The sequence below is a fragment of the Novosphingobium rosa NBRC 15208 genome, from assembly GCF_001598555.1.
In the GTDB taxonomy this organism is placed as follows: Bacteria; Pseudomonadota; Alphaproteobacteria; order Sphingomonadales; family Sphingomonadaceae; genus Novosphingobium; species Novosphingobium rosa.
On record NZ_BCZE01000092.1, the window covers coordinates 1 to 25,504 of the forward strand.

Here is a 25,504-nt window from a genome sequence, read left to right on the forward strand (position 1 = left end):
CCCGCCGCATCGCGGGTGAAGCGGCGGGCGCGGTAGCCGAAGGAGAGGCCGTTCACCCGGCCCGCCTTCAGCGCGGCGGCGGCCCCGCCTGCGGGGTTGTCGATGCTGGCGAGGATGCGCAGGCCGCGCTCGTCCTCGCCCGCCTGCTCGATCCAGCCGATGCGCTGGGCCGGGTTGTGCTGCCAATAGAGCGGCAGAGGCGCGCTGCGGCTGGCCAGCGTGCGGGCGAAGGCGCCGGGGTGGATGGTGTCACGCCCGGCGTCGCGCTTGTCGAAGAGGGCGGCATAGCCGGCGAAGCGCAGCCGCGATTCAGGGGGAGCCGCGCTCATCGCCATGGCGCCAGCGCGCCAGAGCGCACGGCGATGCCGATCAGCAGCAGCGCCATCAGCGCGCGGACCGTCCAGTCGATGACCGCCCGCCAGGCGCTGGCCTTGGCATCGCGCCATGCCTGCAGCAAGTCACGCAGTTCGGAGAGATCCTCGCTGGCGCCCGCATCGCTCAGCCCCATGCGGTAGAGCATCCTTTCGGCGCCGAGTTCGCTGGCTTCCTCCACGATGGCGCGCAAGGTCACCAGATCCCCGCCCGAGGCGCGATCCTGCGCCATCAGGCGCGCGAGCATATCTTCGCGGCTCATGGCTGCACCTCCTCGGGCGCAGCGCAGGGCGGGGTTGCGGCCAGATCCTCGGGCAGGCCCAGCAGCACGCGCTTTTCCGCATCGGACAGGAAGCTGGCGCCATTCACCTGAGTCCACAGCGCCTGCCGGTCCTCGGCCAGAGCGGGCACGCGGTCCACATCCACGGCCAGACGCGCTTCGGGGAACCAGCCCTGCAAGCCTTCGCCCAAAGCCGCGAACAGCCGCGCCGCCAGGGGCAGCAAGGTCAGCCGCCACAGCGCCTTGTTGGCCTCCTTATAGTTGTTGTAGGTCGAATCGCCGGGCAGGCCGAGCAGCATCGGCGGCACCCCGAAGGCCAGCGCGATATCCCGTGCCGCCGCCGCTTTCAGCGAAGCAAAATCCATATCCGCCGGGCTCATCGAGAGCGACTGCCATTTCAGCCCGCCCTCCAGCAGCAGCGGACGCCCGGCATGGCCGCCCCCGGCGAAAGCCCGGTTGAGTTCATCGCGCAGCCGGTCGAACTGGTCGGTGGAGAGGCCCCCGCCATTGGCGACATCATAGACCAGCGCTCCGGAAGGCCGCGCCGCATTCTCCAGCAGCGAGCGGTTCCATGCGGCGGCGGCATTATGCGTTGCCACGGCCTGATCGGCGGCGGAGAGGCAGCCGGTGCCGTAATGATCGTCGGCGGGGTGATAGTCGCGGATATGGATGATGTTGGGCGAGGCGTCGGCATCCTCCATGGGGATGTTGAGCAGTTGCTCGCCCAGACGATAGGTGATGCCGGTGGGCCAGCCATTGGCGCCGGGGACAAGCGTCACGCGTTCCGGACGCAAGGCGAACAGCTCCACCGGCCAGCCGTTGGCATCCTTCAGCACCTGCACATAGGCGTTGCCATGCAGCAGCATCTGGCTGGCCAGCGTCTCCAGCAGCGGCTGCCCCGCGCTGGTGGCCGTGACCAGCGCGACCAGCGCCGGATCGGTGAGACAGAGCGGCGCCCCGCCGATGCCATCGGCCACCAGCCGCACCGCGCGATGGGCGACCGGGTTGTCGAGATAGGCGCAGGCCACCGCGCGGCGGTAGTCATAGGGCAGGCGGTTGGCGCCGATGTCGCCCCAGTTCCACGGAGAGCCATAGGGGCGGGCGAGCGGCACGCGGGGCCCTCCGCCCTTGAAGGCGGCGGCAAGGGATTGCAGCAATTTCATAGATTTCGCCTTTCGGGAAAGGGCTTTAGAGATCGCGCACACGCGGTCCGGGCGAGGTGCCCAGCATCAGTTCGGTCAGCGCCCAGACAGCGGCATCGGCCCGGTCGGGCGAGCGGCCCGGACCCTGATAAGCGCCCCCGGTGATGAGGCCGCAGAGTTCATCCTCCAGCGCGGCGAATTGGCCGCAATGACGCACCCGGCCCGCCTCATAGAGCGCGGCGATGGGCTCGGCGCGGGCGCTTTTGCCGCGCGTGGCATGCACCAGCCGCAGGGGCAGGGCGATGCTGGCGGCGCGCAGCACGCTTTCCACCATGGCGCCGCCCTGATTGGCCTCGGCCACCACGCGGTCGGCGTTCCACAGCGCGGCGGTTTCGGCCACGGCGCGAGCCCAGCGCTCGGGGCTGGGGCGGGTGACGCTGGCATCGGCCAGCACGCGGGCGATGCCGTCCTGACCCAGCGCCACCACCACGATGCCGCAAGCGTCGCCCTCCGCCGAGGCGGGTGGGTCGACGCCCACCACCATCCGCGCAGGGGGCGCGGCGGGGACGGCTTCGCGGCAGCTTTCGATCAGGGCGCGGGTCCACAGGGCGCCGGCGTGATCGAGCAGCATTTCGCCATCCAGTTCCTGGCGCGCCAGCAGCACCGAGCCGAGGCTGGCGCGGGTCTCGCGGATAAAGCGTTCGGGCAGGTTGGCGCGGTTGTCTTTCGTGCGTCCGCGCGTGATGATGGCATCCTCATCCTTGAGCAGGCGATTGAGCAGCGGCACCGCGCGCGGGGTGGTGGTGGCCATGGTCTGAGGGCTTTCGCCCAGGCGCAGGCCCATCAGCATATTGTCCCAGGCGAGTTCCGCGCGAGAGGCAGAATTATCCCATTTGGCGATCTCGTCGCACCAGGCATGGCTGTGCTGCGGGCCGCGCAGACTGTCGGGTTCGGCGGCGGAATAGAGCGTGGCCACCGCGCCATTGGGCCAGACCAGACGGCGCAACGAGGGTTCGAAACGCGGACGGCGGCGCGGGGGAGAGCAGGCAAGAATGCCGCTCTCGCCCTCGACCATCACGCTGCGCGCCTCGCCCAGCGAGGCGGCGACCAGCGCGATGCGGGCCATGGAATCGCCCTGCGCCACCATGCGCACCCATTCGCTGCCCATCCGCGTCTTGCCGAAGCCGCGCCCGGCCATCACCAGCCACAGACGCCAGTCGCCCTTGGGGGGCAGCTGGTTGGCGCGGGCCCAGAGCGGCCAGTCATAGGCCATGGCGCCCAGCTCCTCGGGGCTGAGGCGGGAGAGCTGTGCCAGCCTTTCCTTGGCGGGCAGGTTGAGGAGCCAGTCGAGGCGCCGGTCCGTGTTGGGAGCGTCAGTCTCCATCGGGCTCCCCCTTTTTCGCGGCCAGAACGCGCTCGCGCATGCGTTCCAGTTTGGTGTTCAGGCCTTCCAGCACGGCGGCGGCATCGTCATTGTCGCGGATGGCGCGCTGGCGGGCGGCGGCCTCGCGGTGCGCGGCCAACAGGCGCAGGGCGTTGGCATTGTCGAAGCTGCGCGGCTTGGTCTTGCTGGCGGCATCGGGCTTGACCTCGCCGCTGCGCAGGCGGTGGAGCAGCTCCAGCTCCAGATTGTCGTAACCTTCGCAGAGCGCGGCCTGCCATTTGCGGGCGAAACCGGCGTTGTTGCGGCGCGTGTCATAGGCCAGCGTGGTGGTGATGCCCGCCAGCCTCGCAGCCTGCGCCACATTGCAGCTTTCGGCGAGCGCCGCGAGAAAGGCCCGGCTCCAGACGCCGAGCGAACGGGGCCGCGCGGCAGAGCTGCCGCCGGGCGAAGAGCTTCGCGCCATCTTGGTTTCCTGAAGACAAGGGTGGAGCGATCGAAGCCCGGGGAGACTCGTTGATCGCGATGTTCTCCTTATGTACCGATTGAAGGCGGCGATGTCAATCGAAAAGAACCATATGGGTTCATTGATCGCGCTTGCCCATTGCCGGGCCGGGCCTTAAGCAGCGGATCGGCTGGCGATCCCGCCGCGCCTTCTTGCCAAGGATACCCGATGCTGCGCCGACTTTACGCCTGGACCATGGCCAAGGCCGCCGACCGCCGCGCCGAGTGGTGGCTGGCGCTGTTCGCCTTCGTGGAGGCCAGCTTTTTCCCCGTGCCGCCCCATGCCGTGCTGGGGGTGATGTGCCTCTCGCAGCCGAAAAAGGCGGTGCGTTTCGCCATCATCACCACGCTGGCCTCGGTGGCGGGCGGCTTGCTGGGTTACACCATCGGCCATTTCCTGTTCGCCAGCATCGGTGAGCAGCTGCTCTCCGCGCTGCATCTGACGAACAGCTTCCCCTATGCCGCCTGCAAGCTGCGCGGTGACACCGGCTTCCTGGCGATCATCCTGAAGGGCGCGACGCCGATTCCCTTCAAGCTGATCACCATCACCGCCGGTTTTGTCGGCATGCCGATCGGCAAGTTCGTGCTGGCCAGCCTGATCTCGCGCTCGATCAGCTTTCTGATCGTGGGCATCCTGTTTCGCCTGTTCGGCGCGCCGATCAAGGCGTGGATCGACAAGTATCTGGGGCTGGCCGTTGCCGGTTTCCTGCTGCTGGTGGTGGGCGGTTTTGTCGCCGCCGCGATGCTGGGCAGCCACAAGAGCACGGCGGCGGACCCTTGCTCCAACGCCACGATGAGCAGCATCACCCAATCGGCCTGAACCGGCAGGCCTAACGAAAAAGGCCCGGCGTTCCAGATGGAGCGCCGGGCCTTTCGCTGTTCAGCGGATCAAACCTTAGAGAATACCGGCCTTCTGGCCCGCACGCTCGAACATGCCGATGATGGTCTGCACCTGCTCGGCGCTGTGCAGCGCGCAGAGCGAGCAGCGCAGCAGCGTCATCCCCGCAGGCGTTGCCGGCGGACGGGCCAGGTTCACGTAGAGCCCCTCATGCAGCAGCGCTTCCCACATGCCCGCACCACGCTCCAGATCGGGCATGATGACGCTGATGATGGCGCTCTGCGGCTCCTGCGTGCCCAGCTGGAAACCGGCATCGCGCAGGCCCTTGTGCAGGGTGCGGCTGTTTTCCCAGAGATGCGCGCGCTTGTCGGCGGCATGCATCAGCTTGCGCACGCTGGTCGCCGCGGTGGCCACCACGCTGGGCGGCAGGCTCGCGGTGAACACATAGGGGCGGCACACCAGACGCATGATCTCGAACTTGGGATGGTTCGAGACGCAGAAGCCGCCCACCGTGCCGACCGACTTGCTGAACGTGCCGATGATGAAATCGACATCGTCGAGGCAGCCCTGCTCCTCGGCCACGCCGCGCCCGTTGGGGCCGATAAAGCCCATCGAGTGGGCCTCGTCCACCAGCACCATCGCGCCATACTTCTTGGCGACGGCGATCATCTCCTTCAGCGGAGCAATATCGCCCAGCATCGAATAGACGCCTTCAAGGATCACCAGCTTGCCCGCGCCCTCGGGGATGCGGCGCAGGCGCTTTTCCATCGCCTCGATGTCATTGTGCTTGAAGGGCACGACCTCGGCATCGCCCATCTTGCAGCCGTCCCAGATCGAGGCGTGGCTGTCGATGTCCAGCACGATGTAGTCGCCCTTGCCGGCGATGGTGCTGATGATGCCCAGATTGGCCTGATAGCCGGTGGAGAACACCATGGCATGATCCATGCCATAGAATTCCTTCAGCGCCTCTTCCACGTCGCGGTGAGGGGAATAGGTGCCGTTGAGCACGCGGCTGCCGGTGGTGCCGCTGCCGTAGAGGTCGAAGGCCTGCTTGCCCGCCGCGATCACATCCGCGTCGAAGGTCATGCCCATGTAATTGTAGGTGCCCAGCAGGATCGTCTCGCGCCCGTTGCAGATGGCAACGGTGGGCGAGATCACCTTCTCCATCACCAGACCGAAGGGATCGGTCACGCCGGTGGAGAGCAGGTCGGTCCGCATCTGGATCAGCGGGTCGAATTTGGAGAACAGGTCGGTCATCGGAATCAACCCTGCAGCTTGACCACGGCGTCCACCAGCTGGCCGTAGGTTTCGATTTCGGCCTGCTGGTTCATCGAGATGATGATGTCGAACTCATCCTCGATGGCGGCGACGAAATCCATCACGGTCAGGCTGTCGAATTCGAGGTCGCCGGCAAAGGTGGTGGCATCGGTGACGGCGATCTCCTTCTTGTTGAAGGGGGCGATCAGCGCGGCGATCTTCTCGGCGGTGGCGGCGCGGTCCATGGGGTAGGGCTCCGGTATGGGAAGGGAATTTCAGCATCGCCCTAGGGGGCAAGAATGCGGCACAATTGGGGCGTTGGGGGCAGGGCGGCGGCGAATCCTATTCAACCAGCGCCCGCACTGCGGCCATGAAGGGGCCGATGGAAACGGGTTTGGCCAGATAGCCTTCGGCGCCGGCGTCGCGGATGCGGTCCTCGTCGCCCTTGCCGGCGTAAGCGGTGACGGCCAGCACGGGAATCGCCCGCAGCACGGGATCGCGCTTGGCCGCTTCGATCAGGTCCAGCCCGGAAACATTGGGCATCTGGATGTCCATGATGATGAGGTTGGGCACGAAATCGCGGGCGCGGTCCAGCGCCTCCAGCCCGTCGGCCACCGGCTCCACGCCATAGCCCTGCGAGCGCAGCACGTCGCAGAACAGCTTGCGGTTGAGATCGTTGTCCTCGACAACCAGAATGCGCTTTGCCATGGGTTCTCTCAGCTGGGGCGAGCCCCTCCTGGGCCCACTCCTAGGCATTGTGAAAGGCGCTGACAATTCTTCGCGATTCTCTTCCACAGCCCGCTGACCCCGAGGCGCTGGCCCTTTCCGCTCTGGGCTGGGTGCTGGGCGACGAGGATCGCGCCGAAAGGCTGATCGCGCTGACCGGCATCACCCCCGATGAACTGCGCGAGCGGCTGGGGGCAGGGCAGGCCTCGCGCCGCGAAGTGCTCACCGCTTTGATGGATTTTCTGATGGCTTATGAACCCGATCTGCTGGCCTGCGCCGAAGCGCTGGATGTGGCGCCCGATGTGCTGGCCGATGCCCATGCCAAGCTGAACCACGCGGGCAACGCCGCCGACTGGGGAGCCTGAGCCATGGCCAACCGCCCCGCCAACCGCCCTCTGGTCATCACCGATTGCGATGAAGTGATCCTGCATATGGTGTCGCCTTTCCGCAGCTGGCTGGCGGAAGAGCATGGCGTCGCCTTCACCATGAGCGGCAATGACTTCTCCAAATCGATGAGCCGCAATGGCGAACCGGTGGGTCAGGCCGAAATGTGGCAGCTGCTGGGCGCCTTCTTCGACACCGAGATGGCCCGCCAGAACCCCATTGCGGGCGCCGTCGAATCGCTGACCGAACTGGCCGGGCATGCCGATGTGGTCTGCCTCACCAACCTTGAGCATCATCGCAACGAGGCGCGCACCCTGCAACTGGCCGAGCATGGCCTGCCGCTGAAGGTCTTCACCAATCAGGGCCCCAAGGGTCCGGCGATCCGCGCGATCCTCGATGAATATGCCCCCAGCCGCGCGGTGTTCATCGACGACATCGCCCAGCACCATGGCTCGGCCTTCGAACTCACCCCTCAGGTCACCCGCCTGCATCTTTGCGGCGAGCCCGAGATGGCCCCCCATATCACCTGCGCCTTTCAGGCAGGCCACGCCCATGCCCGGATCGACGACTGGGCGGGCGCTCTGCCCTGGCTGAAGGCCCAACTCCACGGAGACAACCATGACTGACACCATCGAAGCGAAACTGGCCGAACTGGGCCTGACCTTGCCCGCCGCCGCCGCCCCTGTCGCCGCCTATGTGCCGGTGGTGGTGGCTGGTGGCCTCGCCCATGTCTCGGGCCAGTTGCCCTTTATCGATGGCGCGCTGGTCAAGGGCCGTCTGGGCGAGGATGTCAGCGTGGAAGACGGCACTGCCGCCGCCAAGGCTTGCGGCCTGATGATTCTGGCGCAGTTGAAGGCCGCTCTGGGCTCGCTCGACAAGGTGGAGCGCATCGTCAAGCTGGGCGCCTTCATCAACTCGACCGGCGATTTCACCGCCCAGCCGCAGATCGCCAATGGCGTGAGCGAGCTGATGGTTGCGGTCTTCGGTGACGCCGGCAAGCATGCCCGCAGCGCCGTGGGCGTGCCCGTGCTGCCGCTGGGCGCGGCGGTGGAAGTGGACGCCATCGTGGCTATCCGCCCCTGACGCTTCCATCAGGCGCGCTGCCCCGATGGGTGGCGCGCCTGTTTCGCTTGTGCGATAAGGGCGGCGTGACAAAGACGCCCCCCGATCAACTGTCCGCCCGTATCGCCACCGGAATCGCGGATCTGCCCGCCGATGAGTGGGATGCGCTGACTGACGGCGCCAACCCCTTCACCTCCCACGCCTTTCTCGCCGCGATGGAAGAATCAGGCAGCGTCGATCATCTGGGCGAGGGCGGCGCCACCGGCTGGCAGGCTGCGCCGATCCTGATCGAGGATGAGGAGGGCCGCCTGACCGGCGCTCTGCCCGCTTACATCAAGTCGCACAGCCAGGGCGAATATGTCTTCGACCATGCCTGGGCCGATGCCTGGCAGCGGGCCGGGGGCGATTACTATCCCAAGCTGCAGATCGCCGTGCCCTTCACCCCGGCGACCGGCCCGCGCATCCTGACGCGCGATCCCGCTTTGGCGCTGCCCCTGCTGCGCGCGGCCGAAGCGCTGTGCAAGCAGGTCGATCTCTCGAGCGTGCATGCCACCTTTATCGAGCCCGCCCAGGTGCCGATCTTCGAGGAAGCAGGCTGGCTGATCCGCCATGATCTGCAATTCCATTGGGAGAATCGCGGCTACAGCGATTTCGCCGGTTTCCTCGGCGCGCTCTCCTCGATGAAGCGCAAGAATCTGCGCAAGGAACGCATCGCCGCGCAAGAGGGCGTCGAGATCCGCCAACTGACCGGCGCGCAAATCCTTCCTGAACATTGGGATGCCTTCTGGCACTTCTATCAGGACACCGGCAGCCGCAAATGGGGCCGCCCCTATCTCACGCGCGAGGCCTTCACCCTGCTGGGCGAAACCATGGCGGACAAGATCCTGCTGGTGCTGGCCTTTATCGATGACCAACCGGTGGCGGGCGCGCTCAACTTCATTGGCGCGGATTGCCTCTATGGCCGCTATTGGGGCGCCGTGATCGACAAGCCCTTCCTGCATTTCGAGCTGTGTTACTATCAGGCCATCGATGCGGCCATCGCGCTGGGCCTGTCGCGAGTCGAGGCGGGCGCGCAGGGCGGGCACAAGCTGGCGCGCGGCTATGAGCCGGTGCGGACCACCTCGGCGCATTACATTCCTCACCCCGGCTTTCGCGCGGCGGTGGAAGGCTTTCTGCGGGCCGAACGCGAAGGCGTCGCGGCGGACCAGCTGGTTCTGGATGAAAGAACGCCGTTTCGGCGGGAAGGGTAAGAACAGCATCCCTTAACGTGGCGGGGCCTTATCGTTGGCGCCCCATATCCTCCGCCATGCTCGGAATGTCTGGTTCTTAACTTACGCGGCGCGGCGGGCGTTGTCGGCCAGCCAGGCGCGGGCGCGGCGCTGAGCCTCTGCAATATCGCGCGCGCTCATTTCGTCGGCGATATCGGCGCGGCACTGCTGCGCCGCTTCATGTCCGCGCGATGCGGCAAGGTTAAACCACTTATGCGCTTCGATCAGATCGCAGCCGACCCCATGGCTGCCGGTCGAAAAAGCGACGCCCAGATCGAACAGCGCATTCACATCCCCTTGTGACGCCGCCGCGATGCAGGTGGCGATCACGATATCGCCTTCCGCCGTATGCGCGCTGAATGTTTCGTTTGACCCTTTAATCCAATATGCACTCATGACCGTTAACCCCCGTTATGAACCTGTGACTGTGCGATCTCATGAGGGGGAGAGTCGCTGATCATGGATAACAAAAGGTTAATTCTTGGCTCTGGGCGCGCATTTCCGGGGATCAAGGGGGGTAAATACCGTAAAGTCACAGCATTGGCGCTTGTGCGTAACTGCGCGGAACTTTATAGGCCCGCCAATCGGGATGGGCCTCGGTGTTGGTGCGGAGGATTTGAATGGCGACTGCTTTGGGCGACGATATCGACGTTCTCGTGAAAGCAAGGCGTTCCCTTGCCGGGGATTATGTCCCCAGCGAAGACGAAACCTACATGAGCGAACTGCAGCTGGATTACTTCCGGCGCCTGCTGGCCCAGTGGAAGAAGCTGATTCTCAATGCTTCTGCCGATACGCTCTCACAGCTTCAGGAAGGGCCGCTGCGCGAACCCGACCTCAATGACCGCGCCTCTTCCGAAACCGACTGGGGCATCGAGCTGCGCACGCGGGATCGCCAGCGCAAGCTGATCGCCAAGATCGACTCGGCCCTGCGCCGCATCGAGGAAGGCGAGTATGGCTTCTGCGAGGTGACCGGTGAGCCGATCGGTCTGGGCCGCCTGATTGCCCGCCCCATCGCCACCATGACGGTCGAGGCGCAGCAGGCCCACGAACGCCGCGAAAAGATTTCGCGCGACGACTGATTAAGACGGGGCAGGCGATTCGCTTGTCTTGACCAAAACCGGCTTCCGCCTGCGCGGGGGCCGGTTTTTGTTTGGGGCGGGGGCGTTTACGGCCTTTCGGAAAGCTGTCCCAAGCTGGCACGGCCCGCAATTGGCGCCGGGAGGAAGGTTTTGTTAACACTTTGTTGGCCCCGCCGCTTTACATTGCATCGCAGCGGGAGAGCACCTTCGGGGCCTGCCGCCAATGTTAGAATCCAGCAAGCGTGACGAGTGATGACCGAGACCGAAAAAACCACCGACCAGCGCCATATTTCCCGCGACAGCCTGTTCGTTCTGGCTGGCCTTCGCGTGGCCGGGCAGGATCGCGAGCATAAGGTCAAGGTGCGCAACCTGTCGCCCGGCGGGCTGATGGCCGAGGGCACGCTGCGTGTCTCGCGCGGGATGAGCGTCTCGGTCGAGGTGCGCAACATCGGCTGGGTCGCGGGCACGGTGGCCTGGGTGCAGGAGACTCGCTTCGGCATCGCTTTCGAGCAGGAGATTGATCCGCTGGGCGCGCGCGGCGCCGCCACCAGCAGCGATCTGCCCGCCGATTTTCAGGCCCGCAAGCCAACTCCGGTGCTGAGCCAGCTGCTGCAAAGCGATCCGGGCCGACTGCGCAAGATTTGAGAGGGATACAGCAGCGCATTGCACCGCTGCTTCCCAACGCTTGATTTTTGTGGTCGCTTCACTTTTGCGAAAAACCGGTTCCCACTTTTTCGCGTGATGCTCTAACGAAAAGCGATGGCTTTCTCCCGCCGCCCTGCTGTCTCCGGTGCCCTGGCTCTGCTCGCCCTTGCTGCGGGCGGGATGAGCGGCTGCCATCGCAAAAGCGAATCGGCCACCCGCATCGCGGTGATCGGCGAGCCCGGCGCGCCATGGCTTCCTGCCCAGCGCAACAGCCTTGCGGGCCATCTGCTCTCCGCCAGCTTGGGCGAGGGGCTGGTCTCCTTCGATGCCGAGGGCAAGGTGGTGCCGGGTCTGGCCGAGCGCTGGATCGTCGCCGACGATGGCCAGAGCTACATCTTCCGTCTGCGCGGCGCGGCCTGGGCCGATGGTCAGATGAGCGCCGAATCGGTGCGCCAGGGCCTGCGCAACGCCATTGCCGCCCTGAAGGGCACGCCTGAGGCCCCCGACTTCGCCGCCGTCGAGGATATCCGCGCCATGACCGGGCGCGTGATCGAGATCCGCCTCAGCCGCCCCATGCCGCAATTCCTGCCGCTGCTGGCGCTGCCGGAGATGGCCCTGCCGCCGCGCCAGCGTCTGGCCGGGCCGATGGTGCTCAAGCAGGACGGCATCAGCGCCGTGCTGAGCCCCGTGCCGCCCGAAAAGCGCGCCTTGCCGCCATTGGAGGACTGGGCCCGGGTTGCTCATCCCTTGCGCATGTCGGTGATGCCGGCGGCTCAGGCGATTGCCGCCTTCAATGCGGGCAGGCTGGAGATGGTGCTGGGCGGCAGCTTCGCCGATCTGCCCTCGGGCGGGCGCACGTTGCTGGGCAAGACGACCCTGCGGCTGGACCCGGTGGTCGGCCTCTTCGGCCTTGCCGTGGAGAATGAGGAAGGCCTGCTCTCCAGCGCGGCACTGCGTGAGGCGCTGTCCATGGCCATCGACCGCCCGGCCATGACGGCGCAGATCGGCGTGCCGAACTGGCAGAACACCACGCGGCTGATCGCGCCGGGTAGCGCCGCCGACACCGGTCTGGTGATCGAGCGCTGGGCCGACATGGATTTGCCCGCCCGCCGCACGCTGGCCGCGCAGCGCGTGGCGCAATGGGTCAAGGTCAGCGGTGGTCCTGCGCGGCTGCGGGTGGCGCTGCCTGTGGGGCCGGGGGCCGATGCGTTGGCGGCAAGGCTGCGCGCCGATTTCGCCACCATCGGGGTGGAGGTCCAGCGGGTCGATCACAAAGCCCCCGCCGACCTGCGCCTGATCGATGAGGTCAATGGCGAACCCACCCCCGGCTGGTTCCTGCAACGCTTCGGCTGCGCCTTGCGGCCCCAGGCCTGCAGCCCCGCCGCCGATGCGCTGACGGCTCAGGCGCTGGATGCGCCCGATGCCAATGCGGCGCGGGGGCTGTTTGCGCAGGCCGAAGGCGCGATGTTGGGGGAAAATCTCTTCCTGCCTTTGGGCGCTCCTGTAAGATGGTCGCTTGTTGCAGGCGATTCGCTGGGCTTCGCGCTCAACCGCTGGGGGCTCCATTCCTTGCCGCCGATGGCGATTCGCAGCCGGTAAAGCAGCTTTCCACGGTTTTTGACCTAGGAAATTTACCCTAATTTGCACCCGAAACCCGCTCAATTCGGCGCATTTTACCGAAAATTAACCTTTCACGTTCATTGGTCCTATGGTTAATTCAGGCGATCCTGCGATGCGTGCAGGCTGTGCCTGATTTGTCGGGCCAAGGGGGGTAACCCATGCGTGTTTTGTTGATCGAAGACGAGCCTACCACGGCCCGCGCGATTGAATTGATGCTGACGACTGAGGGCTTCAACGTCTACTCGACCGATCTGGGCGAGGAAGGCCTGGATCTCGGCAAGCTCTATGATTACGACATCATTCTGCTGGATCTCAACCTGCCCGACATGCACGGCTATGACGTGCTGAAGAAGCTGCGGGTCGCCAAGGTGCAGACCCCGGTGCTGATCCTCTCGGGCATTTCCGAGATGGACTCGAAGGTTCGCTCCTTCGGTTTCGGCGCCGACGATTACGTGACCAAGCCCTTCCACCGCGAAGAGCTGATCGCCCGCATCCATGCCGTGGTGCGCCGTTCGAAGGGCCATTCGCAGTCGGTCATCCGCACCGGCAAGCTCTGCGTCAACCTCGACGCCAAGACGGTGGAAGTGGACAGCGCCCGCGTTCACCTGACGGGCAAGGAATATGCCATGCTGGAGCTGCTCTCGCTCCGCAAGGGCACCACGCTCACCAAGGAAATGTTCCTCAACCACCTCTATGGTGGCATGGATGAGCCCGAACTGAAGATCATCGACGTCTTCATCTGCAAGCTGCGCAAGAAGCTGGCGCATGCCTGCGGCGGCGACAATTACATCGAGACGGTCTGGGGCCGCGGCTATGTGCTGCGTGACCCGGATGAGGCTGCCGAAGCCGCTTAAGGCCTGACGCCCCCCGACAGGACAGGAACGGCCCGCCCACCCGGCGGGCCGTTTGCTTTTCAGGCACGGGTGAGCGCGAATCTTGACCCTTGCGCCTTCTCCTGCCATCGGGCGCGGCCATGACTGCGAACAAACCCGGCGATCCCACCACGCTCAACCGCCTCTATGGCCGCGCCAAGGGCAAGCCCCTGCGTCAGGGCCAGCAGGGGCTGGTCGATACGCTGCTGCCGCAGATCGCCGTGCCCGAAGAGGGCCCGGTGACGGCGGAGCGCCTGTTCGGCGAGGACCGCCCGCTCCATTTCGAGATCGGCTTCGGCGGCGGCGAGCATATGGCGGGCCGCGCCGACATGCTGCCCAACCACGGCTTTATCGGCTGCGAGCCGTTTCTGAACGGCGTGGCGCAGGCGCTGACGCATCTGAGCGGGGACAATGGCGCTCATCCGCCGATCCCCAATGCGCGCGTCCATCACGGCGACGCGCTGGAGGTGCTGCGCCGCGTGCCCGATGAGGCGCTGTCTTTCCTCTATCTGCTCCATCCCGATCCCTGGCCCAAGGCGCGCCACGCCAAGCGCCGCATGATGAACGATGGCCCGGTCGAGATGTTCGCCGCCAAGCTGAAGCCGGGCGGCGAGTTCCGCTTCGGCACCGATCACCCGATCTATCTGCGCCACGCGCTGATGGTGATGCGCCGCCACACCGACAAGTTCGAATGGCTGGCCACCGAACCCGCCCATTTCCAGAACCGCCCCGCCGGCTGGCCCGAAACGCGCTATGAAGCCAAGGCCCGCGCGCAGGGTCATGAGGTGTGGTACTTCCGCTTCCGGCGTAAATAAGCAACATGGGTTCGAAGCCTGTTCTCAACCCGGGCTTCGAGATGTTTTGCCAACCTTGCGAAGGCAAAAGCGATTGTCTTCAAGCATAGGAAAAGGCAGCATCGCATTATGCTTGCGCTGCTGCCTTTTCTGCTCGCTGCCGCTCCGGCTCCCGATCTGACAGGAAGCTGGGATCTGGATGTCGGTGGCGCCACGATCTTCCGGCTGGAGATCGCCGCCGCGCCCGATGGGGGGAGCGTGACATGGATCAGGCCGAACACATTCGACTCCGATGGCGACAGTTTTTCCGATGTGAGCGGGCCGACGGTCAGCCGGAGGGCGCGCGAGATTCGCAGTGTGAATGGCGATCTCGAAGCCACCTTCGATGATCCGCGCCCCGGGGCGACGCCCGATGTGCTGCATCTGCACCGGGTGGATGCCAGCCATATCGATATGTCCTATAAGGGGCTCGGCACCAGCGGGGAGCCTTTTCACCTCGCGCGGAGCCAGCCGCATCCGTCAGCGCTTGGGCCGTGGGACAGCAAGCGCCGTTATGCGCTGACGTTGGTCCGCAAGACCAATCCCGAGATGACGGCGATCTTCAAGGCCGATCAGGATGACCGCACCCAGTATCTGGCGGGCAAGATGGAAGGGCGCGCGGTATGGCTGGCGGATCAGAAGCGTTACAGGCGCACGCAGGAACTGCTCGATTCCGGCCAGCTGAGCAGCGCCGAGGATTACAATGGCGCGGCTTTCGTCTTCCAGCATGGCAGCAAGCCGGAGGATTTCCTCAAGGCGCATCTGCTGGCGATGTTGGCCGTGTCCAGAGGCATGCCTTCGGCGATCTGGATCGCGGGGGCCACGCTGGACCGCTATCTTCAAAGCATCGGCCAGCCACAGGTTCTGGGCACGCAATTCCTGCAAGTGGATGGTCCTGCGGCCACGCAGGATCCTTACAACCGCGGCGTGATCTCCGATGCGGTGCGTCAGGCGCTGAGAGTCCCGCCTGTCGCCGAGCAGCAGGAACAGCTGCAGCGTTACCGGGACGAGGCCGCCAAAAAAGCTAGCTCACAATCCTCTGCAACACCCTGATCGTGCCCGCATCGGCGTCCATCTCCACATGGGCGCCGACGGGCAGGCTCAGCTGGTTGGCGATATGGCCGATGTTGGCGCCCGAAAAAGCCGGTACCCCCAGCGGCTTGAGATATTGCCCCAACACATCGGGCACGGTGAAGCCCGCGTAATCGGGCACATTGGCGCTGCAGCGCATGCATTGCCCGAAGATCACGCCCGAAAGCTTGCCCAGCAGGCCGGAGAGCGCCAGCTGGCTCATCATGCGGTCGATGCGGTATTCGGCCTCGCCCACATCCTCGATGAAGAGGATCGCGCCGGTGAAATCGGGCAGCCAGGGCGTGCCGACCAGCGATGTCAGCACCGAAAGATTGCCGCCCAGCAGCCGCCCGCGCGCCTTGCCGGGATGGATGGTGGTGATGCGCCAGCGGTCCTGAGCGGTATCCTCGGGCGAGACCGCGCCCAGCAGCGGCGTCTCGCCGGTGAAGGCCAGCTGCCACAGGCTGTTCCAGCTGATGGCCTCCCAGCGGTTGCTGACATTGGGTCCGTGGATCGAGGCGAAACCGGTCCTGGCCGCAATCGCCAGATGCAGCGCCGTCACATCGCTGGAGCCCACCAGCAGCTTGGGATGGGCGCGGATCAGATCCCAGTCGAGCAGGGGCAGCAGCCTTGCGCTGCCCCAGCCGCCGCGAATGGCGAAGATGGCGCGCACGCTGTCATCCGCGAACATGGCGTGGATGTCATCGGCGCGGTCCTTGTCGGTGCCCGAAAAATAGCCCCAGATGTCAGACGCATGGCGGCCTACCTTCGGCACCAGGCCCATGCCGCGCACCGTTTCCTGAGCGGCCTCCAGATGCGCGGGCTGGTCGTCGGAGCTGGCGGGCGCGATCAGGCCCACCGTATCGCCCTGCTTCAGACGCGGGGGCAGGGCCGTCTGCGGCCATGCGGTTTGCGGGAAGGCCAGAGCAGCCATCGCGCCACCCATGGAAGAGCCTATGCCTTTGAGGATCATGCGCCTGTCCATCATGGGCAGACCATAAACGCAAAAACCCCGCCGCCCCAAGAGGGTACGGCGGGGTTTTCTGCAAGAGCCATGCGGGGGAAGGCAACCCCCCGCATAGAGCCGATCAGCCCACCACGTCCGAGGCGGCCAGCAGGGCCAGCGTCAGCACATCGGGCGCGATGGCGGTCATCGGCACGATCTGCACCGGCTTTTCCATGCCCAGCAGCACCGGGCCGATGGTGGCATTGCCGCCCAGCTCCTTGAGCAGCTTGGCCGCGATGTTGGCCGATTGCAGACCCGGGAAGATCAGCACATTGGCCGGCGCGGTCAGGCGGCTGAAGGGATAGCGCTTCATCACCGAAGGGTTGAGCGCGGCATCCGGCGCCATCTCGCCCTCATATTCGAAGCTCTGCTTCTCCTGATCGAGGATGCTGATCGCGCCGCGAATCGGCTCCAGCCACTTGCCGGTCGGATTGCCGAAGGTGGAGTAGGAAACGAAGGCCACGCGCGGCTCATGGCCAAGGCGACGGGCAAAACCGGCGGTTTCCTTGGCGATCACCGCCAGTTCCTCGGCGGTGGGGCGCTCATGGCAGGTGGTGTCGGCCAGGAAGACGGTGGTGTTCTTGGCCACCAGCACATGGATGCCGAAGGGCAGGCGACCGGGCGCCGCATCCAGCACATGGCGCACATCGCGCATGGTCTGGGCATAGGGGCGGGTGATGCCGGTCACCATGGCATCGCCCACGCCCAGCTTGAGCAGCGCGGCGGCAAAGGCGTTGCGGTCATGGTTGACCATGCGCTTCACATCGCGCTCCAGATAGCCGCGGCGTTGCAGGCGGTCGTAGAGCAGCGAGCCCATCGCCTCGACATGCGGCGAATCGGCGGCGTTGTGGATCTCGTAGGCGTCGGGATGGCCCACGCCCAGCTCCTTGAGCTTGTCCTTCACGATGTCGGTGCGGCCCACCAGCACCGGGGTGCCATAGCCGAAATCGCGGAACTGGATCGCGGCGCGCAGGATCACCTCATCCTCGGCCTCGGCGAAGATCACCCGCTTGGGATGCTCCTTCACCTGCGCATAGACCTGAGTCAGCACCGAGGTCGTGGGGTTCAGGCGCGATTTCAGCTGCAGGCGATAGGCGTCGAAATCCTCGATCGGCTTCTGGGCCACGCCGCTGTCCATCGCGGCCTTGGCGACGGCGGCGGGCACCACCTCCATCAGGCGCGGATCGAAGGGGGCGGGGATGATGTATTCGCGGCCGAAGCTGTGGTTCTTGCCATAGGCGGCGGCCACCTCCTCGGGCACCTGCATGCGCGCCAGCTCGGCGATGGCATGGGCGGCGGCGACCTTCATCTCCTCATTGATCGCGGTGGCCCGCACATCGAGCGCGCCGCGGAAGATGAAGGGGAAGCCCAGCACATTGTTGACCTGGTTCGGATAGTCCGAACGGCCCGTGGCGACGATGGCGTCGGGGCGGGCTTCCTTGGCCTCGGGCGGGGTGATCTCGGGATCGGGGTTGGCCATGGCGAAGATGATCGGCTCGGCGGCCATGGTCATCAGATAGGCCTTGGGCAGCGCGCCCTTGGCCGACAGGCCCAGGAACACGTCAGCGCCCACCAGCGCCTCTTCCAGCGTGCGGTGCGGGGTGTCCACGGCATGCGCGCTTTTCCACTGGTCGAGGCGGTCGCGGCCGCGATAGATCACGCCGCTGCGGTCGCAGACGGTCACATTGTCATGCGGCACGCCCAGCGATTTGATCAGCGCGGTGCAGGCCAGCGCCGAGGCGCCCGCGCCATTCACCACCACCTTGATGTCCGACAGCTTGCGGTTGGTGAGCAGGCAGGCGTTGATGATGCCGGCGGCGGCGATGATCGCGGTGCCGTGCTGGTCGTCATGCATCACCGGGATGTTCATGCGTTCGCGCAGGGTCTGTTCGATCACGAAGCATTCGGGAGCCTTGATGTCCTCAAGGTTGATGCCGCCGAAGCTGGGCTCCATCATGGCGATGGCCTCGATCAGCGCATCGGGATCTTCGCTGTCCAGCTCGATATCGATCGAATCAACGTCAGCGAAGCGCTTGAAAAGAACAGATTTTCCTTCCATCACCGGCTTGGAGGCCAGTGCGCCCAGATTGCCCAGACCCAGGATGGCGGTGCCGTTGGAGATCACCGCCACCAGGTTGCCCTTGGCCGTGTAATCGTATGCGCAAGAGGCATCAGAAGCGATGGCCTCTACAGGCACAGCCACGCCCGGGGAATAGGCCAGGCTCAGGTCACGCTGGGTGGCCATGGGCTTGGAGGCGATGATCTCGATTTTGCCCGCGCGGCCGGTGCTGTGGTAGAACAGCGCCTCGCGCTCGGTGAAACGGACATTGCTTTCGTCGGACACCAATTCTTCTCCTCTGTCCCGCTCAGCCCTAACCAAGATGGCCGCCATCCGATAGGGGAAAGCGTGGATGACTGGTATTTGCCGATTGCGATTCACGCGCTAACCGTTGCGCCGATGACCGACGCACCCACCCCCATGATGGCCCAATATCTCACCCTGAAGGCACAGGCGGGTGATTCCCTGCTCTTCTACCGCATGGGCGATTTTTTCGAGCTGTTCTTCGACGATGCCAAACTGGCATCGCAGATCCTCGATATCGCATTGACCACGCGCGGCGCGCATGATGGCGCGCCGATCCCGATGTGCGGCGTGCCGGTGCATGCGGCGGAAGGCTATCTGGCGCGCCTCATCAAGGGCGGCTGCCGCGTGGCCATCGCCGAGCAGGTGGAAACGCCCGAACAGGCGAAAAAGCGCGGCGGTTCCAAGGCGCTGGTGATGCGCGACATCGTGCGCTTCGTCACCGCTGGCACGCTGACCGAGGAAGCCCTGCTGGAGCCGCGCCGCGCCAATGTGCTGGCCGCCGTCTGCGAGGTGCGCGGCGTGATCGGCATCGCCGCCTGCGACATTTCCACCGGGCGGATGGAACTGGAGGAATGCGGTGTGGACCGCATGGGCGCGGCGCTGGCCCGGCTGGGCGCGAGCGAGTTGGTGGCGCCCAGCGGCTGGGCGCTGGCCCCGTTCGAAACCATCCTGCGCGAACCGCATGAGTTCTCCAGCGATGGCGGCGAACAGCGCCTGTGCGGTGTCCACGGCGTGGCGACGCTTGACGGCTTCGGCCAGTTTACGCGCGCGATGCTGTCGGCGGCCTGCGGGCTGATCGCCTATCTCGACCACGTCGGGCGCGGCAAGCTGCCGTTGCTGCTGCCTCCTGTCGCCCGCGTGGGCGAGGCGCATCTGGCGATGGACGAGGCGACGCGCGCCAGTCTGGAAATCCTCTCCTCGGCGCAGGGAGGCCGCAAGGGCAGTCTTGTCGAGGCGGTGGACCGCTGCGTGACCGGCGCGGGTGCTCGCCTGCTGGCCGAAGACCTCTCCGCGCCGCTGACCGACGCGGGGGAGATCGAGGCCCGCCTCGATCTGGTCGGCTGGCTGGTGGAGGACGCGCTGCTGCGCGAGGATCTGCGCCGCATCCTGCGCGCCCTGCCGGACGTGGGCCGCGCGCTGGGCCGCGTGGTGGCCGGGCGTGGCTCCCCGCGCGATCTGGGGCAGTTGCGCGATGGCCTCTCGGGCGCGGCGCAACTGGCCGAGCATCTGGGTGGGCAGACCTTCCGCCCCGCTCTGGCCGATGCGCTGTTGCCGCAACTGGTGGGCCATGGCGCGCTGGTGGATCTGCTCTCCCGCGCGCTGATCGCCACCCCGCCCACCGAGCGCGGGCAGGGCGGCTATATCGCGCCGGGCTATGATGCCAGCCTGGACCAACTGCGCAGCATCTCGCGCGATGGCCGCGCCGCCATCGCCGCGCTGGAGGCCAAATATCGCGACGAAACCGGCATCGCCGCGCTGAAGATCAAGCACAATGGCGTGCTGGGCTATTTCATCGAGGTGCCTGCCGGTCGCGCCGATGCGCTGATGGCGCCGGACTCGCCCTTCACCCACCGCCAGACCATGGCGGGTGCGATGCGCTTCAACGCCCTGGCCCTGCACGAGGAAGCCAGCCGCATCGCCGAGGCGGGCGGCCATGCGCTGGTGGCCGAGGAAGCCCATTTCGAGGAACTGATCGCCGCCGCCGTTGCGGCCCGCAACGCCATTGCGGGCACCGCCATGGCGCTGGCCCGACTGGACGTGGCCGGTTCGCAAGCCACCCGCGCCGCCGAGGATGGCTGGTGCCGCCCCACCATCACCGCCGACACCATGCTGGAGATTGAAGGTGGCCGCCACCCGGTGGTGGAAACCGCGCTGAAGGCCAAGGGCGAGCGCTTCGTCGCCAACGATTGCGCGCTCTCCCCGCGCGACCGGCTCTGGCTTGTCGGCGGCCCGAACATGGGCGGTAAATCGACCTTCCTGCGCCAGAATGCGCTGATCGTGCTGCTGGCGCAATCGGGCGGCTATGTGCCCGCCCAGCGCGCCCGCATCGGCCTTGTCGACCGCTTGTTCAGCCGCGTCGGCGCCTCGGACAACCTTGCCCGTGGCCGCTCCACCTTCATGGTCGAGATGGTGGAAACCGCTGCGATTCTGCAGCAGGCCACCCCTGCCAGCTTCGTGATCCTCGACGAAGTGGGGCGCGGCACCTCCACCTATGACGGCCTCGCGTTGGCATGGGCTGTGGCCGAGGCGGTGCATGGCGCCAACCGCTGCCGCTGCCTCTTCGCCACGCATTACCACGAGCTGGCGCGTCTGGCGGAAAGCTGCGAGGCGCTGACCCTCCACCACGTCCGCGCGCGGGAGTGGAAAGGCGATCTGGTGCTGCTGCATGAGGTGACAGGCGGCCCGGCGGAAAGCTCCTACGGGCTGGCCGTGGCGCGTCTGGCGGGCGTTCCGGCGCCGGTGGTGTCGCGCGCCAAGGCGGTGCTGGCCAAGCTGGAAAAAGCCCGCCAGCAGACGGGCGGGATCGCGGCAGGGCTGGGCGATCTGCCGCTGTTTTCCATGATGGCCGAGCCAGAACCCGAAGCCGTTGATGCGTTGCGCGACAGGCTCGATGGGCTGGATGTGGACGCTTTGTCGCCTCGGGATGCTCTGGATATCTTGTATGAGTTGAAGAGGTTGGGAAAAGAGGAAAAGTAAGATGCGAGGGTGTTACACCCTCGCGCTCCCATAACGTCTTCCGGCGAGAGGGCAGTGGTTCCCTATCGTTGCGCCCAGCCTCTCCACCTGCGCGAGCTAAGGCGCCGCAGGCAGGAAAGGTGGAGACTGTGCTCTCAAGATAACTGCCTGCGGCGCTTTGGTTGGCGCCGGGGCGCTACCCCTCGTCTTACACAACGTCAGTGTCGGGAGACGTAACGGGGGTGCAGGGGGCGATGGTCCCCTGCCTGTTCCTTTTTTTAATCCTTCCAGCCTAAACCTCAAACCCGATGTTCATCCCCGGCCCCAAACTGACCAAGGTGTTCGCCAGCCGCTGGAAGGCTCTGTTCTGGGCGCTAAGCATCCTGGCCTCGGCCTATTTCTTCATTCCGAAGCAGGGTGAAAAGAACGCGCAGGATGATGATCAGGCCGCCTCCATCGCGCGGCAGATCCTGCATCAGGATGCGCCGGAAGCCGCCAGCACGCAGGCCTCGCCGTGGGCGCTGCCGGACAGTTCCAGCAGCGCTAACCCCTGAAACCTCAGCGCGTGGGGACGGGCACCTCGCCGGAATAATCGTAAAACCCGCGCCCGGTCTTGCGGCCCAGCCAGCCGGCCTCGACATATTTCACCAGCAGGGGCGCGGGGCGGTATTTGGTGTCGCCGGTGCCCTTGAGGTAGACGTCCATGATCGCCAGCACGGTGTCCAGACCGATGAAATCCGCCAGTTCCAACGGGCCCATCGGGTGGTTGGCGCCCAGCTTCAGCCCCTTGTCGATATCGGGGATGCTCGCGGTTCCGGCGCCCAGCAGGAAGATCGCCTCATTGAGCATCGGTACAAGGATGCGGTTCACCACGAAGCCGGGCTCGTCCTGAGAGAGGACGACCTGCTTGCCCATCGCCTCGCCAAGGACCTTCGCACGCGCGGTGGTTTCGGGGCTGGTGGCGAGGCCCGGGATGACCTCCACCAGCTGCATCACGGGCACGGGGTTGAAGAAATGCAGCCCGATAAAGCGCGCCGCATCGGGCGAGGCCTTGGCCATGCGCGTGATCGAAATGGAGGAGGTGTTGGTGGCGAGGATGGCGTCGGGCGCCAGATGCTGCCCGGCATTCTCGAAGATTTTCAGCTTGATCTCTTCACGCTCGGTGGCGGCTTCGATCACGAAGGCGGCTTCGGAAAGCTTGGCCAGATCGCCGATGGGGATGATACGGTCCACGATGGCCGCGGCGTCGCCCACGCTGATCTTCTCCTTGGCCACCAGCCGGTCGAGCGCCTTGGCGACGGTGCCCTTGCCCTTTTCCGCCAGATCCAGCGCGGTGTCTGACAGCAGCACCTGATACCCCGCCTGCGCCGCGCTTTGCGCGATGCCGCGCCCCATCTGCCCGGCACCGATCACTGCTATTGTCTGCATCGCTCAATCCTGACTGACGCCGGCATCGCCCCGGCTGGCACCGGGCACCCATAGCACATCGCCTTGCGCCCGCGCATTGATTGCGCGCGCCAGAACGAAGAGAAAATCCGACAAACGATTGATATAGGCCAGAGCTTGCGGATTGATGGGGGCCTGAGCGCTCAACGCCACCATCGCCCTTTCGGCGCGGCGCGCGGCGGCGCGGGCGACATGAACCCTTGCGGCACCTTCATCCCCACCGGGCAGGATAAAGCTGGTGAGGGGCGGAAGGTTTTCGTTCAGGCCGTCCATGGCGCGTTCCAGCCAGTCGGTCTGGCCCGCCACCATGCGCAGTACCATGGGGGAGGGGGTGAAATCCTCGCTCTCATCGTTTTTGGGCGTAGCCAGATCTGCGCCCAGATCGAAGAGGTCGTTCTGGATGCGGTGCAGGGCGGCGTGATGATCCATCACCACCGCGCAGACGGCCAGACCGATGGCGCTGTTGGTCTCGTCCACCGCGCCGATGGCTTCCATGCGGGCGTTATGCTTGGCCACGCGCGAGCCATCGACCAGACCGGTGGTGCCATCGTCTCCGGTGCGGGTGTAGATCTTGTTCAGTTTGACCAAAATGGGCTCCTTTATCGGCTGGCGGCCAGCAGGATCACCACCACCAGCACGGCCAGCCCCTGATACTTCACGCGGGCGAACATCATCTCATTCTGGCGCAGCTGGGACGGGGTCGGGCCTTCACCGAACTCCCCACGATCCACGGAATCGCGCGAGGCCTGCAGAAAGGCCACCACGCCGCGCACCAGCGAAAACACGACATAGCCCATCAGCACGACGATGATCGGCACCAGAAACCACTTCGGCATGACCTTCTCCTCTCCCCTTATGGCCGGGGTTCGTAGGATGCTACGCCGGTGGACAGCGAAAGGCCAGCGGGCAGGACGGTTTCACGCAGGGCCCGGGCCAGGGCCGGACCATCCTCGCCCGCAAGGCGGCGGTCGGCCAGAGAGGGGGCGTCGCGCCGCTTGGCCAGCTTGCGGCCATCGGGCTCGACCAGCAGGGCATGGTGATGCCAGCGCGGCACGGGCAGCTCCAGCAGAGCCTGCAACAGCCGGTGGACGTGGCTGGCCATGAACAGGTCGGCCCCGCGCGTGACCAGCGTGATGCCATCCGCCGCATCATCCAGCGTGGCGGCAAGGTGGTAGGAGGCAGGGGCCTCTTTCCGCAGCAGCACGACATCGCCGAACAGTTCGGGGCGGGCATGCTGAGGCCCGGCGATGTCATCCTCCCACACCAACGGCCCGGCCAGAGCGGTGGCGCGCGCCATGTCCAGCCGCCATGCCGCGCCTTCGGGACCGATATCACGCCCCCGACAGGTGCCCGGATAGACCAACCCATCCGGCCCCTGCCGAGTGGCCGCCGCGGCAATCTGCGCGCGGGTGCATTGGCAGGGGTAGAGCAGACCCATCGCCTTCAGCCTTTCACCCGCCGCCTGATAGGTGGCGAGGCGGTCCGATTGCCGCACCACCGGTCCATCCCAGACCAGCCCCAGCCAGCGCAGATCCTCCAGCGCCTGCTCGGCCAGATCGGCGCGGCTGCGGGTGCCGTCGATGTCCTCGATGCGCAGCATGAATGGCCCGCCGCGCTCATGCGCCAGATCATGCGCCACAAGCGCCGCATAGGCGTGGCCCAGATGCAGCGGGCCGTTGGGGCTGGGGGCAAAGCGCGTACGGATCATCCCGTCTCCTTCCTGTGGATTATGCCGCTTGGCAACCGTCGCCTGTCGATTGTCACGCCCGGGAAGGGCTTGACCTGAGCGCGTGGGAGGTGTTCATTCCCCTCATGACCTGTCGTCAAACCGTCACGACCAACTGTCACAAGAGGCCATGCTCAAGGCGGAGCTGATAGAGCGCGCGGCCCGGTTCCGCAGCGCGGGGGATGATCCCTCCCGGCATTTGCACGATTGCCCTGCACTTGTCCTGAACGCTGATTTCACACCGCTTTCCTACTACCCTTTAAGCCTCTGGCCTTGGCAGACCGCAATAAAAGCGGTCTTCCTCGAAAGAGTGGACATCATCGCGCATTACCAGCGCGAAATTCACTCCCCCAGTTTCCAGATGCAGCTGCCCTCCGTGATCGCGCTGCGGCAATATGTAAAACCCTCTGAATTTCCTGCCTTCACCCGGTTCAACGTCTTCCTTCGCGACCGGTTCTCCTGCCAATATTGCGGCAGCCCCAACAACCTCACCTTCGATCATGTGAACCCACGGCGCCTTGGCGGGCGGACCAGCTGGGAAAATATCGTGGCCGCCTGCTCGCCCTGTAATCTGCGCAAGGGGGGGCGGACGCCCAGGCAGGCGCATATGCCGCTGCTGATCCCGCCGATCCGACCCACAAGCTGGCAGCTGCAGGAGCGGGGACGCGCCTTCCCGCCGAACTATCTGCATGAAACGTGGCGGGACTGGCTCTATTGGGATGTTGAGCTGGAAGCTTAAGTTTTGGAAAAAAAGAGACATGCGAGAGCCATCGCCCTCGCGCTCCCGTGAGTGTCTGCGTTGTGCTTCGGGTTCGGCCATGGAGCTAAGGTTGCAGCGCCGCAGGCTTTAAGATCACCAATGCGGTGCTTGAACCTTAGGGTGACCTGCCTGCGGCGCTTTGCGTGGCACTGGTGGAGAGCCGGGGCGCGCCGTTTCGGAGCCGCTGCCCG

Annotated in this window: 29 protein-coding genes; 14 read left to right on the forward strand and 15 right to left on the reverse strand. The window is 65.7% G+C overall.

Translation table 11 applies throughout. The annotated features are described in order from the left end of the window. The 5 genes from SR3_RS26200 to SR3_RS26220 all read right to left on the reverse strand — a co-directional run. Window positions 1-329 (reverse strand): HK97 family phage prohead protease (locus SR3_RS26200; RefSeq protein ID WP_068092928.1); only part of this gene is annotated, 329 nt, incomplete at its 3' end. Then, window positions 326-634 carry a DUF6127 family protein gene (locus tag SR3_RS26205; protein WP_068092930.1) on the reverse strand — a complete coding sequence of 103 codons (309 nt, stop codon included), beginning with the start codon at window positions 632-634 and terminating at the stop codon, window positions 326-328. The genes SR3_RS26205 and SR3_RS26200, both read right to left, overlap by 4 nt. Beyond that, the gene (locus SR3_RS26210; RefSeq protein ID WP_068092932.1) at window positions 631-1,815 is read right to left on the reverse strand and encodes a phage portal protein; all 1,185 of its coding nucleotides are present in this window, start codon (window positions 1,813-1,815) and stop codon (window positions 631-633) included. The genes SR3_RS26205 and SR3_RS26210 overlap by 4 nt, the downstream gene beginning before the upstream one ends. A gap of 25 nt (window positions 1,816-1,840) precedes the next feature. Then, the gene (locus tag SR3_RS26215; protein WP_068092935.1) at window positions 1,841-3,178 is read right to left on the reverse strand and encodes a DNA-packaging protein; all 1,338 of its coding nucleotides are present in this window, start codon (window positions 3,176-3,178) and stop codon (window positions 1,841-1,843) included. Beyond that, complete coding sequence (locus SR3_RS26220; RefSeq protein ID WP_068092938.1) at window positions 3,168-3,641, reverse strand: hypothetical protein; 474 nt, start codon at window positions 3,639-3,641, stop codon at window positions 3,168-3,170. Before SR3_RS26220 ends, SR3_RS26215 begins: the two co-directional genes overlap by 11 nt. Before the next feature lie 207 nt (window positions 3,642-3,848). On the opposite strand from SR3_RS26220, the gene SR3_RS26225 reads away from it, so the two are divergent. After that, complete coding sequence (locus tag SR3_RS26225) at window positions 3,849-4,499, forward strand: YqaA family protein (protein ID WP_068092944.1); 651 nt, start codon at window positions 3,849-3,851, stop codon at window positions 4,497-4,499. 75 nt (window positions 4,500-4,574) lie between these two features. Here the strand turns inward: SR3_RS26225 and spt are convergent, their stop codons facing one another. The 3 genes from spt to SR3_RS26240 all read right to left on the reverse strand — a co-directional run bounded on the left by spt (window position 4,575) and on the right by SR3_RS26240 (window position 6,482). After that, window positions 4,575-5,774 (reverse strand): serine palmitoyltransferase, encoded by a 1,200-nt coding sequence (gene spt, locus SR3_RS26230; RefSeq protein WP_068092945.1) that lies wholly within the window; start codon window positions 5,772-5,774, stop codon window positions 4,575-4,577. Window positions 5,775-5,779: 5 nt separating this feature from the next. Next, window positions 5,780-6,019 carry an acyl carrier protein gene (locus SR3_RS26235; protein ID WP_068092948.1) on the reverse strand — a complete coding sequence of 80 codons (240 nt, stop codon included), beginning with the start codon at window positions 6,017-6,019 and terminating at the stop codon, window positions 5,780-5,782. A 97-nt stretch (window positions 6,020-6,116) separates the two neighbouring features. Next, on the reverse strand, window positions 6,117-6,482 hold the full coding sequence (locus tag SR3_RS26240; RefSeq protein WP_068092951.1) for a response regulator: 366 nt from the start codon (window positions 6,480-6,482) through the stop codon (window positions 6,117-6,119). A 65-nt stretch (window positions 6,483-6,547) separates the two neighbouring features. On the opposite strand from SR3_RS26240, the gene SR3_RS26245 reads away from it, so the two are divergent. The 4 genes from SR3_RS26245 to SR3_RS26260 all read left to right on the forward strand — a co-directional run bounded on the left by SR3_RS26245 (window position 6,548) and on the right by SR3_RS26260 (window position 9,196). Then, the gene (locus tag SR3_RS26245) at window positions 6,548-6,865 is read left to right on the forward strand and encodes a DUF3572 domain-containing protein (protein WP_068092955.1); all 318 of its coding nucleotides are present in this window, start codon (window positions 6,548-6,550) and stop codon (window positions 6,863-6,865) included. A gap of 3 nt (window positions 6,866-6,868) precedes the next feature. Beyond that, window positions 6,869-7,510 (forward strand): hypothetical protein, encoded by a 642-nt coding sequence (locus SR3_RS26250; protein WP_068092958.1) that lies wholly within the window; start codon window positions 6,869-6,871, stop codon window positions 7,508-7,510. Further along, window positions 7,503-7,967, forward strand: coding sequence for a RidA family protein (locus tag SR3_RS26255; protein ID WP_068092959.1), 465 nt, complete (start codon window positions 7,503-7,505; stop codon window positions 7,965-7,967). Before SR3_RS26250 ends, SR3_RS26255 begins: the two co-directional genes overlap by 8 nt. A gap of 65 nt (window positions 7,968-8,032) precedes the next feature. Then, window positions 8,033-9,196: a GNAT family N-acetyltransferase gene (locus SR3_RS26260; RefSeq protein WP_174549199.1), complete on the forward strand. Its 1,164-nt coding sequence runs from the start codon at window positions 8,033-8,035 to the stop codon at window positions 9,194-9,196. 81 nt (window positions 9,197-9,277) lie between these two features. On the opposite strand, the gene SR3_RS26265 is transcribed toward SR3_RS26260, so the two are convergent. Further along, window positions 9,278-9,610 (reverse strand): SEL1-like repeat protein, encoded by a 333-nt coding sequence (locus SR3_RS26265; RefSeq protein WP_068092961.1) that lies wholly within the window; start codon window positions 9,608-9,610, stop codon window positions 9,278-9,280. 224 nt (window positions 9,611-9,834) lie between these two features. Between SR3_RS26265 and dksA the strand changes: the two genes are divergently transcribed. The 6 genes from dksA (at window position 9,835) to SR3_RS26295 (ending at window position 15,316) form a co-directional block, all read left to right on the forward strand. Next, window positions 9,835-10,293, forward strand: coding sequence for an RNA polymerase-binding protein DksA (gene dksA / locus SR3_RS26270; protein ID WP_068092963.1), 459 nt, complete (start codon window positions 9,835-9,837; stop codon window positions 10,291-10,293). Window positions 10,294-10,545: 252 nt separating this feature from the next. Next, entirely contained in the window at window positions 10,546-10,938 is a 393-nt protein-coding gene (locus SR3_RS26275) for a PilZ domain-containing protein (RefSeq protein ID WP_068092967.1), read from the forward strand. Between the two features lie 114 nt (window positions 10,939-11,052). Continuing rightward, window positions 11,053-12,537: an ABC transporter substrate-binding protein gene (locus SR3_RS26280; protein ID WP_068092969.1), complete on the forward strand. Its 1,485-nt coding sequence runs from the start codon at window positions 11,053-11,055 to the stop codon at window positions 12,535-12,537. Window positions 12,538-12,716: 179 nt separating this feature from the next. Next, window positions 12,717-13,412, forward strand: coding sequence for a response regulator transcription factor CtrA (ctrA, locus tag SR3_RS26285; RefSeq protein WP_068092971.1), 696 nt, complete (start codon window positions 12,717-12,719; stop codon window positions 13,410-13,412). 119 nt (window positions 13,413-13,531) lie between these two features. Beyond that, the gene (gene trmB, locus SR3_RS26290) at window positions 13,532-14,245 is read left to right on the forward strand and encodes a tRNA (guanine(46)-N(7))-methyltransferase TrmB (RefSeq protein ID WP_068092974.1); all 714 of its coding nucleotides are present in this window, start codon (window positions 13,532-13,534) and stop codon (window positions 14,243-14,245) included. A gap of 108 nt (window positions 14,246-14,353) precedes the next feature. Continuing rightward, window positions 14,354-15,316 (forward strand): hypothetical protein, encoded by a 963-nt coding sequence (locus tag SR3_RS26295; protein WP_068092980.1) that lies wholly within the window; start codon window positions 14,354-14,356, stop codon window positions 15,314-15,316. Here SR3_RS26295 and SR3_RS26300 read toward each other — a convergent pair. Continuing rightward, the gene (locus SR3_RS26300) at window positions 15,288-16,307 is read right to left on the reverse strand and encodes a S66 peptidase family protein (RefSeq protein WP_245654112.1); all 1,020 of its coding nucleotides are present in this window, start codon (window positions 16,305-16,307) and stop codon (window positions 15,288-15,290) included. The genes SR3_RS26295 and SR3_RS26300 overlap by 29 nt on opposite strands. Before the next feature lie 115 nt (window positions 16,308-16,422). Beyond that, window positions 16,423-18,684 carry an NADP-dependent malic enzyme gene (locus SR3_RS26305; protein ID WP_068093000.1) on the reverse strand — a complete coding sequence of 754 codons (2,262 nt, stop codon included), beginning with the start codon at window positions 18,682-18,684 and terminating at the stop codon, window positions 16,423-16,425. 114 nt (window positions 18,685-18,798) lie between these two features. On the opposite strand from SR3_RS26305, the gene mutS reads away from it, so the two are divergent. Both mutS and SR3_RS26315 read left to right on the forward strand, forming a co-directional pair. Further along, the gene (mutS, locus tag SR3_RS26310) at window positions 18,799-21,402 is read left to right on the forward strand and encodes a DNA mismatch repair protein MutS (protein WP_407668213.1); all 2,604 of its coding nucleotides are present in this window, start codon (window positions 18,799-18,801) and stop codon (window positions 21,400-21,402) included. 287 nt (window positions 21,403-21,689) lie between these two features. Beyond that, window positions 21,690-21,935 (forward strand): hypothetical protein, encoded by a 246-nt coding sequence (locus tag SR3_RS26315; protein WP_068092985.1) that lies wholly within the window; start codon window positions 21,690-21,692, stop codon window positions 21,933-21,935. Between the two features lie 4 nt (window positions 21,936-21,939). Here SR3_RS26315 and SR3_RS26320 read toward each other — a convergent pair whose 3' ends face one another. From SR3_RS26320 to gluQRS, 4 genes are read right to left on the reverse strand one after another with little or no spacing between them, the layout of a single operon-like run. Continuing rightward, entirely contained in the window at window positions 21,940-22,809 is an 870-nt protein-coding gene (locus SR3_RS26320) for a 3-hydroxyacyl-CoA dehydrogenase NAD-binding domain-containing protein (RefSeq protein WP_068092988.1), read from the reverse strand. Between the two features lie 3 nt (window positions 22,810-22,812). Further along, complete coding sequence (locus tag SR3_RS26325) at window positions 22,813-23,415, reverse strand: cob(I)yrinic acid a,c-diamide adenosyltransferase (protein WP_068092990.1); 603 nt, start codon at window positions 23,413-23,415, stop codon at window positions 22,813-22,815. 11 nt (window positions 23,416-23,426) lie between these two features. Continuing rightward, the gene (locus SR3_RS26330; RefSeq protein WP_068092991.1) at window positions 23,427-23,663 is read right to left on the reverse strand and encodes an HIG1 domain-containing protein; all 237 of its coding nucleotides are present in this window, start codon (window positions 23,661-23,663) and stop codon (window positions 23,427-23,429) included. Window positions 23,664-23,680: 17 nt separating this feature from the next. After that, entirely contained in the window at window positions 23,681-24,535 is an 855-nt protein-coding gene (gluQRS, locus tag SR3_RS26335) for a tRNA glutamyl-Q(34) synthetase GluQRS (RefSeq protein WP_068092992.1), read from the reverse strand. A 148-nt stretch (window positions 24,536-24,683) separates the two neighbouring features. On the opposite strand from gluQRS, the gene SR3_RS26340 reads away from it, so the two are divergent. Further along, complete coding sequence (locus SR3_RS26340; protein ID WP_068092994.1) at window positions 24,684-25,292, forward strand: HNH endonuclease; 609 nt, start codon at window positions 24,684-24,686, stop codon at window positions 25,290-25,292. Window positions 25,293-25,504: the final 212 nt, after the last annotated feature.